This is a genomic window from Marivivens sp. ABH4_498, from assembly GCF_056160585.1.
Genome location: NZ_JBSWXL010000006.1, coordinates 1 through 16452 on the forward strand (window position 1 = coordinate 1; position 16452 = coordinate 16452).

A 16452-nucleotide genomic window follows, 5' to 3' on the forward strand; every position below is an offset into this window, starting at 1 on the left:
TGGCATCGCATTTTACCCGCACAGGCGGGAATGGACCGTGAGGAGTTCAGACGTCGCCGATAAGGCTTTGTCAGGCTTCGTGCCGAATGCGTTGTTTCCGCGTCAGTGGCGCTCGCTCTTGCCCACATCGGTGGGCTATTTTTCCCGCTTGAGGCGGGAATGGACCGAACTGCGAACCTGTTTCGCAAGAGGGTTTTCCCACTCAGGTGGGATCGCAGGCCTGGTGGAGTTTCATGTAAATGAGCTCCACCAATCCTGCACTTATAGAGCCAGCTCAGGTTGCAGGCATGTGCCCGCGAAAAAATCTGAAAAAAGTGCGCAGAGGCTATTGTGTTGAAAATCTCGTGGCATATCTGCGCCTGAGAACGAGCGGTTGGCATCGCATTTTACCCGCACAGGCGGGAATGGACCGTGAGGAGTTCAGACGTCGCCGAAAAGGCTTTGTCAGGCTTCGTGCCGAATGTGTTGTTTCCGCGTCAGCGGCGCTCGTTCTTGCCCACATCGGTGGGCCACTTTTCCCGCTCTGGCGGGAATGGACCGAACTGCGAACCTGTTTCGCAAGAGGGTTTTCCCACTCAGGTGGGATCGCAGGCCTGGTGGAGTTTCACGTAAATGAGCTCCGCCGGGCCTTTTCATTTTGACGGAGTAACGGTTTACCTCGTCGATCATCGGCGTGATGCCTTCCTCGGCAGATGAGGTCAGGTAGCCGGTTGTCATGAAGGCCTTCCTGTCGAGGATACAATCTACTCGATCTGAGATCGTTTAATAATCAATCTGCTATGTTTTGCATTGTTAAACGATCAGGCTGAAATGACCGCTTCGGAGCCGCGGCCCCAGACAACCGCGTCCCCACAGCAACTCTTATTTTTCATTAGGCCTCTTGATTCCGTGAAAAGTAGCCCCCATTGTTAGTTCACAATGACCAAAAACCGTACCCACACCATACGCTGATCGGTTCAGCAGCTTTCCCTCTAACGGGAGGTAGCACGGGTGTGCGGTCGGGTCTTATACCCCCGAATTTGGCGCCAGATTAGCGCGTACCGTCGGGTTCGAGTCCCGAGCCTCCTACCAAATTATGGTGGTTATCATGGTTATCATCTCGAAATCGCAATTCGCGGCTGTCGCATTGGCGAATGCCGTCGTTCTCACTGGAGATCTCGTTGAAACGCTGACAGATCTCGTGAGCGGCGATCTGCTTGCCGCGGCTCAGGCCCTCATCCTCGGTTTGGTCTGAGGAGAAAAAAACATGCGTATCCCGTTTGTTAACATCCTGTTCCGAATACGAAGGGCGCCCGCCCTTCGCGACATCTCATGCTTGAATTTCCATTCGCAACAGGACCACCCATGGCCAATCTTCTTTTTATTTCCGTATCCCTGTCGGGGTATGCTGTTATCGCCGCCGCAATTGCTGCCGTTGACTCCGGACACGCAAATCCGCTTCTCTATGCCGTTTTCGCTCTAGGGATGATCGCACGCGTGCTTTTGATCATGCGTGCCGAGTTCGACGCCAACGATACGGTCACGCGTATTTTCATGATCCCGCTTCTGCTTGAGTTGGTCTTCTCAATGATCGTCGGGGGTATGTTTTCGTTCGTTTTGCTGCTCGGCATGGGCATGTCGGGTGCAACTGTTGAGGGCGTGATGGTACTGCTCTGGACGTTCGCGACCGGTACGGTTTTTGCGTCCTACTCAGCTGCAGCGGCAGGGTGAGCGAAATGATCTTGAACCTGCCGAGCCGTCGGATTCCCTGCTCCATTCCTGATGACACTGAGCTGTTCATTATCGGCGACATCCATGGCCGCAGCCTTGCGTTATCGCGGTGTCTGTCCGAGATCGCGCGGACCCCGACGGTTGCCGACACGCGCCGCATCATCGTGCTACTTGGTGATCTCATCGATCGGGGACCAGACAGTCTGGGTGTGATCCAGCAGGCGATGGAGGCGCATAACTACGCTGATGTGGTCCACATCTTGCCGGGAAACCACGAACTGATGATGCTGGACGTCCTTGATGGTAGCCGCAATAGCCTTTGGCTTCTGAACGGGGGAATGGCGGTTTTGGACGAACTCAATCCGGATTGGCGGGGAATGGCATGGCGGAATGTGATCGAGATGGTCCGCAACGGGCTTCCCGAAGGTTTTGAGCAACGGCTTCGGGATGCTCCGTCTCATCTTGTGATAGGTGACCTGCTTTGTGTTCATGCTGGCTTGCATCCCGGCCGCTCGCCTGAACAGCATTTGCTGCGGGATCGGCCTCATGCCACCCCTGATCATTGGGCAACGATCCGTTATCCCGCGCTGAACTGGCGCGGCGGCTGGGATTGGAACGGTCGTTATTATACCTGGGGCAATCGCGTGGTTATCCACGGACATACACCAGCGGTGCGTTGTGCCGTGCTCGATGAACCTAATGTCTTGCGTGACTGCGATGGGATCGACGAATATCGCGCACTTTGCCTTGACGGAGGGGCCAGCGCCTATGATCAGATCGCATGGGCGCGCATCTGGCGAGATGGTGGCGAGACACGGTTGCAGATCTATGCGGCCTGCGGCGCACCTCGTGCCGAAGGTAGTCTGTATGGGGAGAATTTTGATGCGAATTGATGACAGTCAACGCCACGCGGTGCTCTGCGCGGTGCAGAGAGTTTTGTCTGCCCAATTTGCAGGACAGAAATTCGACGTGACGGCGCAGGTCCATGAGGCCGACTGCGGAAACATGACCCTCGCCCATGTCGGGATCCTGTCGGACATGCCGCGTGAAGACCGCTGGGTGCTGAGCCATCTGGCACAAGCGCTGGCTCAGGCCTGTGGGATCGACGTGCATCTGCATCCGATGCGCGATGTGCGCCTGTTGCATCCCGATCCGCGCGACACGGTACCCGAAAAGATCTCTCAGTATGATTTGGTCCTGCAGGGTTTTACCCGCGAAAACTGGGCCCGTCTCATGGTCGAGGCTGAGGCCTACCGCGCTCGGCGTTTGGCAGAGGCCAAGCGCCCACGCGCCGTGTGTTTCGATCTCGTGGGTGCGTTGCTGGAACCGCTGGACCTGTCCGGTGACACCGCCGCCAATAATACCGCCTACCGGATGTCGCAGCAGGGCGCAGGACTGTGGGAAGCTGCGCACGCAGCCGGGCTTCCCATCGCAATCTTTGCCAACCTGACCGAAGACCATCTCTCCCTTGCGCTGGCCATCTTGCCTGCCAAACCTGCAGCCGTGGTCCTGAACGGTGCCGACGGTCGGGGGCAATCCGAGCAGACCTTCCTTGCGCAAATTGTGTCAGCGCTGCGCATTCCGCGAGATCACATTCTCTGTGTCGGTACGCCTGCGACGGATGACCTGGCTGCAGCGCGCGCATTCGGTATGCAGACCTGTTTCGCCCACGACGCGCTGACGCGATTAAGCGACCTCGACCCAGAGCAGTTGGGCGGCTTCCGATGACGGAGCTGCTTTACCTTCGCTCCATCGGAGCACAGACTACCTGTATGACCCAACAGGCCTCCCTTTTCCTGCATCGCATATGACGGCATCGCGCTGCGCGATGCTGTCTGACCGATCACACCCTCGTCGACATCCTGTCGGTGGGCCCAGGAAACCGTTGCGCGTCTTCGCGTGACGAATAGGAGATTTTACGTGGATTACACCACACACTTGCCCCATGCGCCCTCGCGCACCCATACCGTCTATACTATTCCACGCGACCTGACCTGGCATGCCACACAACGTATGCCAACGGTGATCGAGACAGCCCTGCAGGGCAAGATTTCCGAGCTTTGCATGCTGTTTTGCGAAGCGGGGCTGTACTTCGATCCGCTCGTTTCGCTGACGTTTTGCCCCGAAGAAATGGGGGCACGTGTCACTTGCGATTTTAGCCATGTCGCGGTTGAACCGCTGAAGCAACTCGTCATTCAGTTGGCCAAACGTTTCGAACACGATCTGAAAGTCGCCAACTACCTGGTCGCTGAGGATGCAGATCGCGGCGCTCTGGAGTACCATATTCAGAGCCTCATCCAGCAACAGCTGGTCTTGCTCAAGCCCCATTACCAGCGACTGTTGCGAAAGCAGGAGGATATTGCACGTCGGGAAATTCCGCCGCACCTGCTGGCTACTGCTGCGCGCAAAAATGATCGAAGCGACTGGGTCTCTGAGCTGGAAGGCGGCGAGGGCGCGCTTCCTCTTGGCGGGCCGACTGACCATCATGGGATCGACGAGTTGATCGCAGATGTTTTTGCCAAAGCGCCATGGATGGATGCGCCGTTGCGCCGTATCTGGGATTTGATGAAGACCAGCAGCGAAGGGAGGCTTGGATTTCCGCCGATCTTACTGCACGGCCCAGGCGGCACTGGAAAATCCATGCTCGCGCGATTGATCTCCGAGGCTTCGGGTGTTGCCTGCCACGAAATGGATGGCTCGGCCGGTGCAGCCGCATTTCGGGTCGCTGGACTCGAAGCGGGGTGGGCAGGATCGCGCCTTGGCGAACCGCTGCGCTTTATTGGCGCGCAGCGCTGCCCAAACCCGATCATGGTCATCAACGAGTTGGACAAAACGACTGGCGGTGCCCGCTCGGACAAAGGCACCGAGACCAGCCTGATCAATGCCTTGCTGCCCTTGCTGGATCCGCATTCCGCTGCCAGCTGGCGCTGCCCCGTCAGCGGCATGGTCTGCGACATGTCGCGCATCAACTGGGTTTTCACCGCCAATCAGCTCGATGGCCTGTCGCAACCGTTCCTCAGTCGGCTCGAGGTGATCCATGTCCCTGCGTTGACCGAGGTGCAGTATATGCAAGCGGTCGAAGTGATGTGCCCCAATGACGAGCTTGTCCGGGAAACCGCACGGCGGTTTGTTCAAGAAGAATGGCGGCGCCCTCAGTTTTCGCTACGGCTCCTATCCCGGACAATCCTACGCCTGTCCGCAGATCAACGACCGGAGTTTCATTGATGTCCGGCAATCGACAGAAATATGCCAATTTCAAGTCCTGCGGTGCCCGCTCATCGACAATTGGAACTCACGTTGGCGCAGGCGCTTTTAATAATCGTGAGAGCAGTATTGGCTACCGCGATCCGTTTGATTGATACAGTCATTGGGCGGTTGCCGTAGTGCTTTGGGCATCTACACAGCCCAGATCGTGAGATGCCGCTACATTCTGTTGCTGACCGCCCAACGTTCGTCTGTTTTGCTGGACATTATGCCATCAAAAGAGCGGCTCTAAACTGCGACAGGTCCGAACCGCACACGGCGGAGGTTTTGGTTTCTGGAGAAGTCGACGCAACTATTCGTTGGCGTAAAATTGATAACGAAGAGTAATGCCAAACAACACTCAAGATCGATAATTGGAAAACGGTTTTCCTGAATCTATTTTTAGACAAGATGTTTAATCAATTGTGTTGGTCAATTAAATTGGATGGTGACGCTGCATGGCGGGTTTGCTATACATTTTGCTACACAAAGCTCAGTTCGGCTAAGTGCTGAATTTCTGTTAAGGTGCTGATTTATCTTAGATTCTTGTGTGATGTCGTTTCTGGTTGGAATCTCACCTCCGCACTGTTTATTCATCAAGTTATTCATCAAGGTTTTGGTTGATTTTTTAACTGTTGGTACGCCTATCTGGTTTCTATTTATCTAAAAAACCTATATATTTCGTAACATTTTGTTAATTTTTATGGGTGATTATTTAATGGCGCCAAGGCTGCCATTGGGACAGTATTCTGTATAGTGGTTGATATTTCCGGCGCTCTGAAAGTTGTGCTGGAGGTAGCATGGGTAGCGGTAGTCCGAAACGTATTTCTAACTTGCTTGACCGTGTTCGTAGAGTTCATTGTAACGAAGAAGTCGGAGAGTTATTCGAAGAAATGAACGCGCCCAAAGCGGTGATGACTGTTGCTTTTTTAAACGCACACTCTGTGAATATGTGTTGGAAGTGCGAATATGTGTCATCGTCTTTTAGAGATGCTGATATTTTGCTTAGAGATGGTAAGGGAGTTGAACTTCTTTATAAATCGATTGGGAAGCATCCGGGTATAAATTTAAACGGAACCGATCTGATACCGAAATTTTTGAACTATGCAAAAGGTAAGAAAATATCGGTCTATGGAACTTCAGAGCCGTGGCTGGTACGAGCGTGTAGGAAGCTATCATTGGAAGGTCACGATGTTGTTTCGCAAATGGATGGCTTCAAGACTGAAGCTGATTACCTTTCCGATGCGATGAAAAATGAACCTCAGGTTATTTTGCTAGCCATGGGAATGCCCAAACAAGAAAAAGTCGCACGTTATCTTAGGCGACACCTAACCAATTGTAATGTTACGATTATCTGCGGAGGCGCTATCGTTGATTTCCTAGCCGGAAGGTTTCCGCGTGCACCAGAGTGGATGCGCAAAAGAGGTCTAGAATGGCTATTCAGATTTCTGCAGGAGCCGATGCGCCTGTGTCAGCGGTATATGGTTGGTAACATATTGTTTTTATTGAGAATTGGTAAAGTGAAGCGGGCGCTAAATCTATAGCGCCCTTTTTTAATCTAGCGATGTCAGAGTGCGCTGTTGTAAACGGTAATATCATCCTTGGATAGCTTCTCTAAAATACGTTGTTCTATTACTTCGATGCTGTCGCCATTTCTAACTTTTGGGGGTTTTTTCGTGACAGCTTTTTTCAAAAGCTTGAGCGTATTTTGGGGAAATATCGGTTCAATGTGGTTTTGAAAAAATGGTGCTGATCGAATATTTCTAGCCCAAGGCCTCCAGTTTCGGCGATCGTTCGCAGTATTTCTAACCTTATTGTCGTCGATTTTGGGCATTTTCGATCTATCGGCGCCTAAAAAATCTAGTATCGTTTGGACGTAGCCTTGTCTGTCTGTGATTAAGTTTTCAAATTTGATAACTAAGATGTTTTCTTTTGGAAATAGATCCCAGTAAGGTTTTAACTGTTTCGCGTATTGGCTGAGTTCGACCATATTTGGGTGTCGATCTACGGCTTCGGATAGTGTAGGTATGTCTGTTTCACGATGTTGAAATTCGTGCCCAAACTGACTGATCGCGCGTTTGATCGGATCCCGAACAATGTATAACATTTTTATGTTCGGGCCTATGGTATTGTAAATATTTTCCGCTGCGTTTGGTAAAGATGGAAGTTTTGTGTAATGCGTTGAACTTTCGCCACACAATTTATCTTTGGGAACGTTTTTGAAAAGTTTTGCATAGTCTTGGCGTCGTGCTGCATGTAATGGAAATTTTTTGGGTCCGCCAAAATCTGGACCAACAAAGTACCCAGGCTCTTTCCATCCTGACATTACGATGTCTGGGTGTAGGTCAAGGTCTTCATGCAACGTTGTTGTTCCGGATTTCATAGCGCCGATAATTATAAAATCGGGCATGCGAATTTCGTCATTTTTCATTGGATAACCTTTGTTGGTTCATGAAGGCATATAGAATTGCGACCGAAATTGACCAAAATATCCAGCTTGGCCGTGCGAATTGAAATGCCGGGCTTTCGAAAACGGAACGCAATGAGGAAAAGACAATGATTGCGAAACACAAAGGAACGGGTTCGGTTTTCACCGAGCCGGTTATTCGTATGGTTTTCGCGATTGGAATGATGACCAAACCAATGGCCATAAAAAACAAACCGATGACGCCAGTGCCAATCATTGTTTGTAGGTATGAACTGTGAGGGTGCGGGGCGATTGCAGCAAAAGGTGTGACTGCATCACCGATCAAATTCGGGCTGTCGTCACCAAATATGCTTCGGAATCCAAATCCCAGCCAAGGTCGATCGCTCCACACGTATAAGGCGGTTCGCCAAATGCCGACCCGACCGGTAAAATTGTACGGATCATTAAATAGCCAATATTGTATTTCGGCGTTCGATAGCGCCATAGCAACGACTGACGTGCCCAAAAATAGATAGAAACCGACCACGGTGCGCCCATATCCGCCGGCAAACCAGCAACGGATGAACAGCAAAGCCATGTATGCGATCATCGTCAGCAGCAGGGCGGTTCTGGATTGTGTGCCCCATAAAAAGACAACAGATGAGATGGCTATGAGTAAATCGAGCTTGGATTTTGAACGGAACCAAGCGTCCGTAAAAATGATTGTGGCGACTGCACCTACGGCGCCTGCTTCGTTTTTATGATTGTACAATCCGCGCCATGATCCCGCGATCAGTGGATCGTAAATAGAATGCACCGCATGGTCCCAAAACAGAACGGCAACCATGCTAGCCATGATTGAGACGGCTAAGCAGCCTTTGAACAGATCCCAAGCGCGCTGGATGGGCATGGACCCGATAAGAAGGATCAGAATGATGGCCGGCAATGTGCCGCGCAGCGCCAAATGCAGTGTGACTAGCGGCGTATATGACCAATAAGCTGATGCGATGCTAATCGCCATCGTCAGGCCGATCCAAACCGGAACGCCGTACCATTTGCGTGGCACGTCAGAGGTTACATGTACAAACAGTGCAAGCGGCAGCAATACCATTGAAAGCGCATAGCTAAGAGAGTTGCTCCCGATGTATAACGTCGGCACGAGCGCGATTACGAACAGAACGACGACGCCCCGTTTGGCCTTGTTTGGGGCCATTTCGTTGCTTCCATATGCGGGGCAGGTTGGTGTCATGCGCCGTCCACTTTGTATTCATGGACGCGATAGCGTGCAAAGCCGCTGAAATACCCGATAGAACGCCAAAGCCGAAGTTGCGCGTTCAGGCGGGTCACAGGGTTAAGGCAACCTGCGATCCAGAACGCGGGAAAACTGAATATCCCGATAAGACCGAAAATAACGATGCGTGGGATGGATTTTAACTTTGCAGGGCGCTGAGTTGCGCGCCAAGCGGTCGTTGCCCCGCGTCGAAAATTGCGTTTGCGCGCCCATTGGGCGGTGCTGCGCGATGCGGGGACCGACTCCATTATTTCGGCATCATTGGCCCAAGCGAAAGTGGCCCCAGTTCTTTTGGCGTGATAGAAAAAATCGGCATCTTCACCGCCAGTGGTCGCGAAAACTGGGTCGAACCAAGGTTTTGAAATGGTGTCTAAAAGCGTGAATTTGATGAATGCGTTTTCGGTCGAAAGGACGATGGGGACGGGCCCGGTTCGTTTGGTTTTGCGTCTAAACTGTTCACACTGAACGACAAACGAAGGCGTGGTTTCCTGTTCGAAAACGGATCGGACGGGGCCAGCGACGACATCCGCCTTTGTCTGGATCGCGGTCTTTTCCAGGTGGGTTAACCAATGTCGCGACGGCCATTCGTCGTCGTCAATCATTGCGATGTAGTCACAGTTTTCCTGTGCCCTGATGTGTTCGAACAAAGCGTTCCGCGCATAGGATAGTCCCTGTTTCGGTTCCACTATGCACGTTAGTTTGAACCGATACCCTTGTGCCGATCTTGCTTGGACGACGGTTTTTCCGGCTTGGTCAAGACCATCGTTGTCACAAATCAGAACAGTCACATCGGCAGTGGTTTCCAGCGCTTCGATATGATCAAGAAGGCGACAGAGGCTTGATGGTCTTTGAAAGGTTGCAGCAGCGATAACAATGCGGGTTTGTTGTGTCATTTCGTGATCCAGCTATTCGGCGCAATCACTGCGGGGCCGTCTAATGCGATCTGTTTGATCAGCTGGCGGTCCAATTCGTAATTGTGTGAAATGCGGTTGCGCAGGTCATCTGAAATCGACGCCTTAGCCGCCGGTGCACGTGCCGACAGGCGCCGCATTGGGGCGTCGATGCCCATGTTGCTAACCAGGCCTAGACGGCGTTTTATGCGCCTTAGGTATTTGCGGATGACGGTCGCAGTGACGGAACTGATCTCTTGGCGGGGGTTTTGTGCCGTTAGGTCGACTTTGATCTGCTCAATGTTCAAAAATGTACAAATTTCGGCCCATATTGCCGCTGGGTCCTGCCTGATTTGTTCGAAATCTATAATCAGGATCTGTTCTCGGGGGATGCTTTCAATTGCGCGCATCATCTGGAGCCCCATTTTCGCGCGCTCTTCGTAATCGATTTTCTTTGGTTCGGGGCGCGTGATCGGGATTTTGCGGCCACGGCGACGTTCCGCTGACAATGCGAACGCTTTTTCGAAATCGGATATCAGTTCGTTGCCGCTGATCAGCTCTTGTTGATGCATGGAAAACAATAGGTCAGCGTGATTGCGCACAGCGACGACAAAGCGGGCGTGTGGCGCGACTTTGATTATCGAGGGGATAGCGGTTTTGGACGCCAAATAATCGACGGTCGCATCGCAGTACCATGTCGTTGGCAGATCGGTTTGAAACAATGACCTGTATTGTTTTGGTCGTCCGCGAAAATGCCCGTCTTTGTAGTCATCGTTAAAAAAGGCGGGTTCTTTCGGATTGCTCACCAAAACCGCAGGATGCGCAGACAGCCAAGACGCGATAGATGTCGTGCCGCATTTGGGTGCGCCCAAAATAAAAAGGTTCGGCCAGCGGCCATCTGCAAGCTGATGACCATGGATCATTTTCCGTCTGCCTTTCGGGGAAATATCAAAGCCAAGGGCGCAGCGACCTGTCTAAGGTTCGATATGTTGAACAAATGGATGTTCAGCCGTTTGGCGCATAATCTGGTGCACCAGACGTTCCACAGGATGGTTGCAACCGTCGACCCGATCGCGGCACCGATCAGCCCGTAAAATGCGATACCAATCGCTGTGCAGACGATATTTGCCACCCCAGCCACAATCGAAATTAACAGCGTCGCTTTTTCTTGCCCCGCAAGGTTCAAAAGATGCCCATTCGGGCCACAGGCAGAGTTCACCAGCTGGCCAAATGCGAGGCTTAGTAAAACGACATGGGCATTGCTGTATGCGGGGTCAAATTGGGCCAACAGCCATGGTCCCAATCCTACGTAGAAACCAAATCCAATCAAAGAAAAGGTCAGCGCGGCAATGCTGACAGACGTCATAAGGTTCTGAAGTTGTTGAAATTGTCCTGCATGCCAAGTGCGCGCGATGACGGGGCTGGACACCTGATTGGTGCCGATCAATCCAATGGACAGAAGGTTCGATAGCCGCTGAGCCGCGAAAAATGCGCCCGCCGAAACTGGCCCCAGCATGATGGCAACAACAAAGGTCGCGGCCTGTTGTAGCCATTGTCGCGAAACCTCTCCGCCGCACAGGGCCCATTCGGCGCGTCTCATCGTTGCGAACTCAATGTGCGGCGGCTGCGTGATACCCCGAAGCGATCCAATCGCAAAGAACATGCGCAAAACCTGAAACAAAGTGGTCAATGACAGGCTGATCGCCACGATGCTTAAAGCCTGCGCGCCGGTTAATTCGGCACTGAAACCGGCGATCATGATGACCAATAGCCGCCAAACAATGTCTTTGGGTAGGATCGACCAGTGCAGCATTCCCTGCGCACGCAGCGCAAATCCTGTGAATTGAGACATACCCAAAACGACGGCAAATATGGCCGTCCAAATGATCATGCCGTCACTAAATTCAGTCAGGCCAAGCGACGCCCCAGACAGGATCAATAAAAAAGCACAGCCAATCACGACCGTGCCACAGCCAAAGATTATCCTAAGCCCACGTAGCAGAACAAAGTTTGCAGTTGCGACATCATAACGGTCTGAAAATGTGGGCCAGAACCGAACGGCAAGGGTTGATTGGCCCGCGGTGACGAAGGGCCAGACAAGGCTGGCGATAGCAAAGCCAATTGAATAAAGACCGAATTCAACAGCATTCGTTTTCTTTGCCAAGACCAGCACAACGGCAAATCCCAGCGCAGTCCCAACCAATTTGTAAAACCCGCCAATTGCGGAACGCAGGATCATGCGCCGATTTTGGTTGCTGAAAACTCCGTCTTTTTTGGGGGGCATTGCGATCAGTTGATTAAACGATGTTTACGGTTGGACCTACCGCGTAGCGCCCGATGGCGCCGATAAGCGGTAGGTATTCGTAAGAGTTTAATCAGATTGATTAATTTTCGGTTAAGACCCGTTAACAAATCAATCGTATCGTCGCGCACACAGCTGGCGTTGATATCGCGCGGTCGTCAAAGGATGCAGGCAAAATACCTTGCCTGCATCAGATGTGATTTAGTTTTTGGACCAGAAAGACCTGATAACCTGGATGATGTTTTCAACCTCCTGGTCTGTCATGTTCGATCCTGATGGCAAACAGATCCCTGTTTCGAATAGCGACGTGGAAACGGGTGGTTGGCTGTCGTCATGTTTCACCACCGAATAGTCACCAAAGACCGGCTGCATGTGCATCGGTTTCCACAGGGGGCGGGCCTCGATCATGTGATCAAAAAGATAGGTGATCAATGCAGAGGCTGTTTTCGGGCCATTTTGGGCATCAATCAACGCGCAGGATAGCCAACGGTTCGAATAGCTCCAATCGGGTTCGGGCATAAACGAAATGGCGTCGATATCGGACAGGCCGGATTTGTACAGTTCATTGATTTCGCGGCGGCGTGCGATGCGATCCTTCAACACACGTAACTGACCCCGGCCGATACCTGCCAGAATGTTGCTCATGCGGTAGTTATAGCCCAGTTCGATATGTTCATAGTGAACCGCGGGTTCGCGCGCTTGGGTCGACAATTTTTTCGCCTTGTCGATCAGCGCTTTGTCATCGCTGACCATCATACCGCCACCCGAGGTGGTGATGATTTTGTTCCCATTAAACGAAAACACGCCGATCTTTCCGATCGTTCCGCTTTGGCGTCCATCATAGGATGCACCCAAAGATTCAGCAGCGTCTTCTAGGATTGGAACGCCATATTCGTCGCAAATTTCAACGATAGGGCCCATGTTCGCGCTTTGACCGTATAGGTTCACGACCACGACCGCTTTGGGCATATTCCCAGTTTCACGCGCCTGTTCAAATGCGCGGCGCAACGCGATTGGCGACATGTTCCATGTTTCCGGATCACTGTCGATAAACACAGGCGTTGCATGCTGATACATGACAGGCGCGGCGCTGGCGATAAAGGTAAAGTCGGACACAAACACCGTATCGCCAGCCTTTACGCCCAAGGTGACCAGACCCAAATGCAAACCCGCCGTGCCCGACGATACCGCGCAGGCATATTTTGCGCCGACCATTTCGCATATTTCTTTTTCGAAATTGTCGATGTTTGGGCCGACAGGTGCGATCCAGTTTGTACGGAATGCTTCGTTGACGAATTCGATTTCGTCGTCGCCCAAATGCGGCGTGGACAGCAAAATCTGTTTTTGGATATCCGCGCGGTGCACGATATTTGTTGGTGTTCCGTCGGCATTCACCACAGGTATCTGATTGATACCGTTGGCATTTAGCATGTCCAGCAATTGACGAGGTGTCGTTGTTTCGTCTGCTGTAATCGATGCGTGAACGGGTAACGTCGCCAGTGTATCGTCGATCCCATAGCCGTCCAGCAATTGACGGCGCAGGTCACCATCTGTGACTGTGCATAGAAATTTTTTATCGTCATCAACACGAATGGCCATGCCAAGCGCGGTTTCGTCCAATGCGGCTAACGCATCTTTGATCGTGTTGGAATTGGACAGTGTAACGAATTTGTTTTGCTTAAACATGTGTCTGCCGATGTCAGTGCGAAAAGTTCTTTTTCAGAACATCTCTGGAAAGGTCTAGGGATTTGATAACGTCAACGATACGGGATGCACAGCCGCCATGATCGTATTGGTTGTCGAAATTCCCGTCGTATGAAAGGGCGAGTTTTAGCGCACCCGCAATTGCGGTTTTGTCTACTGCAGCGTCAAAAACGCTGTCGTTTCGATCCCGTGCGTTTTGGCGATCTCCGATATTTACAACCGGTGTGCCTAGTGTGGCTGCCTCGATGATGCCGGATGAAGAATTCCCAACCAGGACGTCAGACCTTTGAATGAGCCAAAGGTAATTATCGCGGGCAAGGTGCGTGAGCCAAACGAATTGCGCATTGGAATTTGCCTGAGCAAAGGTTTCGCGAGCCGTTTCAAAATAGCGCGCGATGCCTGCGGATCCTGCATCGGAATTGGGCGCCAGAACGATCACTTTGCCGGAAAAGCCGTCTGATAATGTTTCGATTAACGTTTGTGCCTGATTGGCCGCGTCATGTGCGTCTTGAACCACAGGGTGGAACACAACTGTTGCGACCCTGTCGTCTAATGCGATCCCTAGCGTTTCTTCGATGTTGGGATCTGCCTTGAACGTTGTTAGGCCGTCCAAACCGGGGGCACCCAAGGTGCGAATTGTTAACGGGTCTTCGCCCATCGCAATCAGCCTGTTACGCGCCGCATCATTCGCGGGGAAATGGTAATGTGCAAGGCTGGTGATGACCCGCCTGAACTGATCGTCCACCGTTCCAGATCGGTCACCACCGTGAAAATGGGCGGAAACGATGCCTAGGAATACACATGCCATACCCGCGGCGACCATTTCGCCGCGGTCACCCAATAACAGGACCAAATCAGGCGCATCATTGGAAAAATGGTCGATGATCTGTTGCATGACGGTTGCAACGACATGACCCATTTCGGCACCGGTTTCACCGGGCATATCCAGCGCGGGCAGGCGGTGAACCGATAGCCCGCTGGCTTCGATGTCTTTAATGGTATTTCCGTATCGCGGGTCCAGATGTTGCCCCATAGCAAGCACGCTGACATCAAACGTTGGTTCGATATCCAGCGCCCGCAACGTCCGTTCCATGAGGCCGAAATCGGCACGCGTTCCCGATACATAACAGATCTTCACTTTGGCGATCCTTTATAGGTCGTCCATGGTGAACGGGTCACCATTTTTGATGTCGCGCTTTGCCTCTTTGCCAATCAGGTCAAAGGCGTATTTCGGTTCAATGCCCGATGCAGGACGCAACATGATCAGATCGTTGGCCGAAATGATCTGACCTTTTTCCAAATCTTTTGCGGCGAAAACGCTGCGGCGGACCAGATCGCGCGCTTGTAATTCGCAAGGCTGCGGTTCTTTGATGCCCGTTCCCAGCATTTTTTCAGCGCGGCGGATCGCGTCGATCATCGTTTTCAATTCTTCGGGTTCCAACGATGCCTTGTGGTCAGGGCCGGGTAGGTTTCGATCAACGGTGAAATGTTTTTCATAAACCGTCGCACCTAACGCGACTGCCAGATATCCGGCCTCTAACCCGCCTGAATGGTCCGAATAACCTGCAGCACATTCAAACGCGTTTGCGATTGTTGTGATGGCACGCAGGTTCAATTGGTCGTTCGGAGTGGGGTAGGCGCTGGTGCAGTGTAGAATGCTTAGCTTTTCTTTGGGGGTGTCACCCAAACCCATTTCCAGCCGCGTTTCGCGGATCAGATCATAGGCCTGTTTGATTTCATCCATATTGCCCATGCCTGTCGATAGGATGATCGGCAGGTCAAATTGGACCAAATGTTTGATGAAAGGCAGGTTGGTCAATTCGCCCGATGGAATTTTAATTCGGGAAATGCCGACAGCCGCGAGGAAATCTGCACATTCTTCGTCAAAGGCGGTCGACATGAATTCGATGCCGCGCTCTTTGCAGCGCTGCGCAATCGTATAATGGTCGTCCTCGCTTAGCTCCAGACGGCGCAACAGCTCTTGTTGGTCGTCTTGTTCGGCGTTTACCTTTTGGTATTCGACTGTCTTTGTGCCGGTGCGAACGGTTTTGTCGGCTTTGAAGGTCTGGAATTTGACCGCATCCGCGCCTGCGTCAGCCGCAATGTCGACAAGTTTAAGGGCAAGATCGATGTCACCGTTGTGGTTAACACCTGCTTCAGCAATGAAAAACAATCGTCTATCTCTTTACTACAGTTGTTTGACTGGACAGCCCGCATAGGTGCCTGCCTCAGCAATATTGCGGATTACGACGCTACCTGCGCCGATTGTGATGTTGTCGGCAATATCGACTAACTCTCGGATTGTCGAATTTGCGCCGACTGTTGTTTGTGAACCGATGGTCACCGCACCCGCCAACGTGGCGCTGGGGCAGATGTGGCTCGATAATTTGATTTTACAATCGTGTTCGACTACGGCCGCGGTATTTATGATGCACGCTGCGCCAATTGTCGCGCGGGCATTAACGACCGCTCTGGCCGAGACAAAACTACCCTGCGCGATGGATGCCGACGGGCTGATCCATGCGGTTGGGTGAATAACGGTCGCCAATTTGAAACCGGCGTCTTTTAGCCACTGCGATAGGGTCGCGCGGACCTTGTTGTTTCCGATCGCGACGATAGCTTGCGTGCTGTCTTTGTCAAACTTCGCTGGATCGGGGCGCCCTTCAACAATGGGTAGGTCCAAAATCTTATCTGTTTTCGGAGCCTCGTCAAAAACCAAGATTTCCACATCAGGCATCGCCGCTTGCGCGGCTTCAATGACCACTGATGCATGACCCCCTGCGCCAAGTACTATTAGTTTTTGCATCTCAACGTCGAACATTGTCGCCTTGTGCCACTGGCTTTGTCTCGATAGGACTTAGAGCAGCTTTGTTAGCTGGTAAATATAAACTTTTTTGATCGAGCC

General features: G+C 52.1%; 15 protein-coding genes and 1 pseudogene. 6 read left to right on the top strand and 10 right to left on the bottom strand.

Features of this window, described 5'->3' with window-relative positions:
• Window positions 1–1087: 1087 nt before the first annotated feature.
• From ACXAGA_RS12595 to ACXAGA_RS12615, 5 genes are all read left to right on the top strand, one after another.
• Window positions 1088–1234, top strand: coding sequence for a hypothetical protein (locus ACXAGA_RS12595; protein WP_475117834.1), 147 nt, complete (start codon window positions 1088–1090; stop codon window positions 1232–1234).
• Window positions 1235–1344: 110 nt separating this feature from the next.
• Window positions 1345–1710 (top strand): hypothetical protein, encoded by a 366-nt coding sequence (locus ACXAGA_RS12600; RefSeq protein ID WP_475117835.1) that lies wholly within the window; start codon window positions 1345–1347, stop codon window positions 1708–1710.
• 5 nt (window positions 1711–1715) lie between these two features.
• A complete protein-coding gene (locus ACXAGA_RS12605) occupies window positions 1716–2603 on the top strand; it encodes a metallophosphoesterase (RefSeq protein ID WP_475117836.1) in 888 nt (295 codons plus the stop codon).
• A complete protein-coding gene (locus ACXAGA_RS12610; RefSeq protein ID WP_475117837.1) occupies window positions 2593–3438 on the top strand; it encodes a hypothetical protein in 846 nt (281 codons plus the stop codon). Before ACXAGA_RS12605 ends, ACXAGA_RS12610 begins: the two co-directional genes overlap by 11 nt.
• Before the next feature lie 192 nt (window positions 3439–3630).
• Window positions 3631–4935 carry an AAA family ATPase gene (locus tag ACXAGA_RS12615; protein ID WP_475117838.1) on the top strand — a complete coding sequence of 435 codons (1305 nt, stop codon included), beginning with the start codon at window positions 3631–3633 and terminating at the stop codon, window positions 4933–4935.
• Window positions 4936–5025: 90 nt separating this feature from the next.
• Here the strand turns inward: ACXAGA_RS12615 and ACXAGA_RS12620 are convergent.
• Window positions 5026–5157: pseudogene (locus ACXAGA_RS12620) on the bottom strand (IS3 family transposase); the annotation flags it as partial.
• A 596-nt stretch (window positions 5158–5753) separates the two neighbouring features.
• Here ACXAGA_RS12620 and ACXAGA_RS12625 point away from each other — a divergent pair.
• On the top strand, window positions 5754–6497 hold the full coding sequence (locus tag ACXAGA_RS12625) for a WecB/TagA/CpsF family glycosyltransferase (RefSeq protein ID WP_475117839.1): 744 nt from the start codon (window positions 5754–5756) through the stop codon (window positions 6495–6497).
• Between the two features lie 23 nt (window positions 6498–6520).
• Here the strand turns inward: ACXAGA_RS12625 and ACXAGA_RS12630 are convergent, their stop codons facing one another.
• The 9 genes from ACXAGA_RS12630 to ACXAGA_RS12670 form a co-directional block, all read right to left on the bottom strand.
• Complete coding sequence (locus ACXAGA_RS12630) at window positions 6521–7384, bottom strand: sulfotransferase family protein (RefSeq protein WP_475117840.1); 864 nt, start codon at window positions 7382–7384, stop codon at window positions 6521–6523.
• A complete protein-coding gene (locus ACXAGA_RS12635) occupies window positions 7374–8609 on the bottom strand; it encodes an O-antigen ligase family protein (protein WP_475117841.1) in 1236 nt (411 codons plus the stop codon). The genes ACXAGA_RS12630 and ACXAGA_RS12635 overlap by 11 nt, the downstream gene beginning before the upstream one ends.
• On the bottom strand, window positions 8606–9544 hold the full coding sequence (locus ACXAGA_RS12640; protein WP_475117842.1) for a glycosyltransferase family 2 protein: 939 nt from the start codon (window positions 9542–9544) through the stop codon (window positions 8606–8608). Before ACXAGA_RS12640 ends, ACXAGA_RS12635 begins: the two co-directional genes overlap by 4 nt.
• Window positions 9541–10464, bottom strand: coding sequence for a sulfotransferase family protein (locus ACXAGA_RS12645; RefSeq protein ID WP_475117843.1), 924 nt, complete (start codon window positions 10462–10464; stop codon window positions 9541–9543). The genes ACXAGA_RS12640 and ACXAGA_RS12645 overlap by 4 nt, the downstream gene beginning before the upstream one ends.
• Window positions 10461–11780: a lipopolysaccharide biosynthesis protein gene (locus ACXAGA_RS12650; protein ID WP_475117844.1), complete on the bottom strand. Its 1320-nt coding sequence runs from the start codon at window positions 11778–11780 to the stop codon at window positions 10461–10463. The genes ACXAGA_RS12645 and ACXAGA_RS12650 overlap by 4 nt, the downstream gene beginning before the upstream one ends.
• A gap of 264 nt (window positions 11781–12044) precedes the next feature.
• Window positions 12045–13529, bottom strand: coding sequence for a DegT/DnrJ/EryC1/StrS family aminotransferase (locus ACXAGA_RS12655; protein WP_475117845.1), 1485 nt, complete (start codon window positions 13527–13529; stop codon window positions 12045–12047).
• 13 nt (window positions 13530–13542) lie between these two features.
• Complete coding sequence (gene neuC, locus ACXAGA_RS12660; RefSeq protein WP_475117846.1) at window positions 13543–14685, bottom strand: UDP-N-acetylglucosamine 2-epimerase; 1143 nt, start codon at window positions 14683–14685, stop codon at window positions 13543–13545.
• A gap of 12 nt (window positions 14686–14697) precedes the next feature.
• On the bottom strand, window positions 14698–15720 hold the full coding sequence (neuB, locus tag ACXAGA_RS12665) for an N-acetylneuraminate synthase (RefSeq protein WP_475117847.1): 1023 nt from the start codon (window positions 15718–15720) through the stop codon (window positions 14698–14700).
• Window positions 15721–15735: 15 nt separating this feature from the next.
• Complete coding sequence (locus ACXAGA_RS12670; RefSeq protein ID WP_475117848.1) at window positions 15736–16368, bottom strand: acetyltransferase; 633 nt, start codon at window positions 16366–16368, stop codon at window positions 15736–15738.
• Between the last annotated feature and the right edge of the window lie 84 nt (window positions 16369–16452).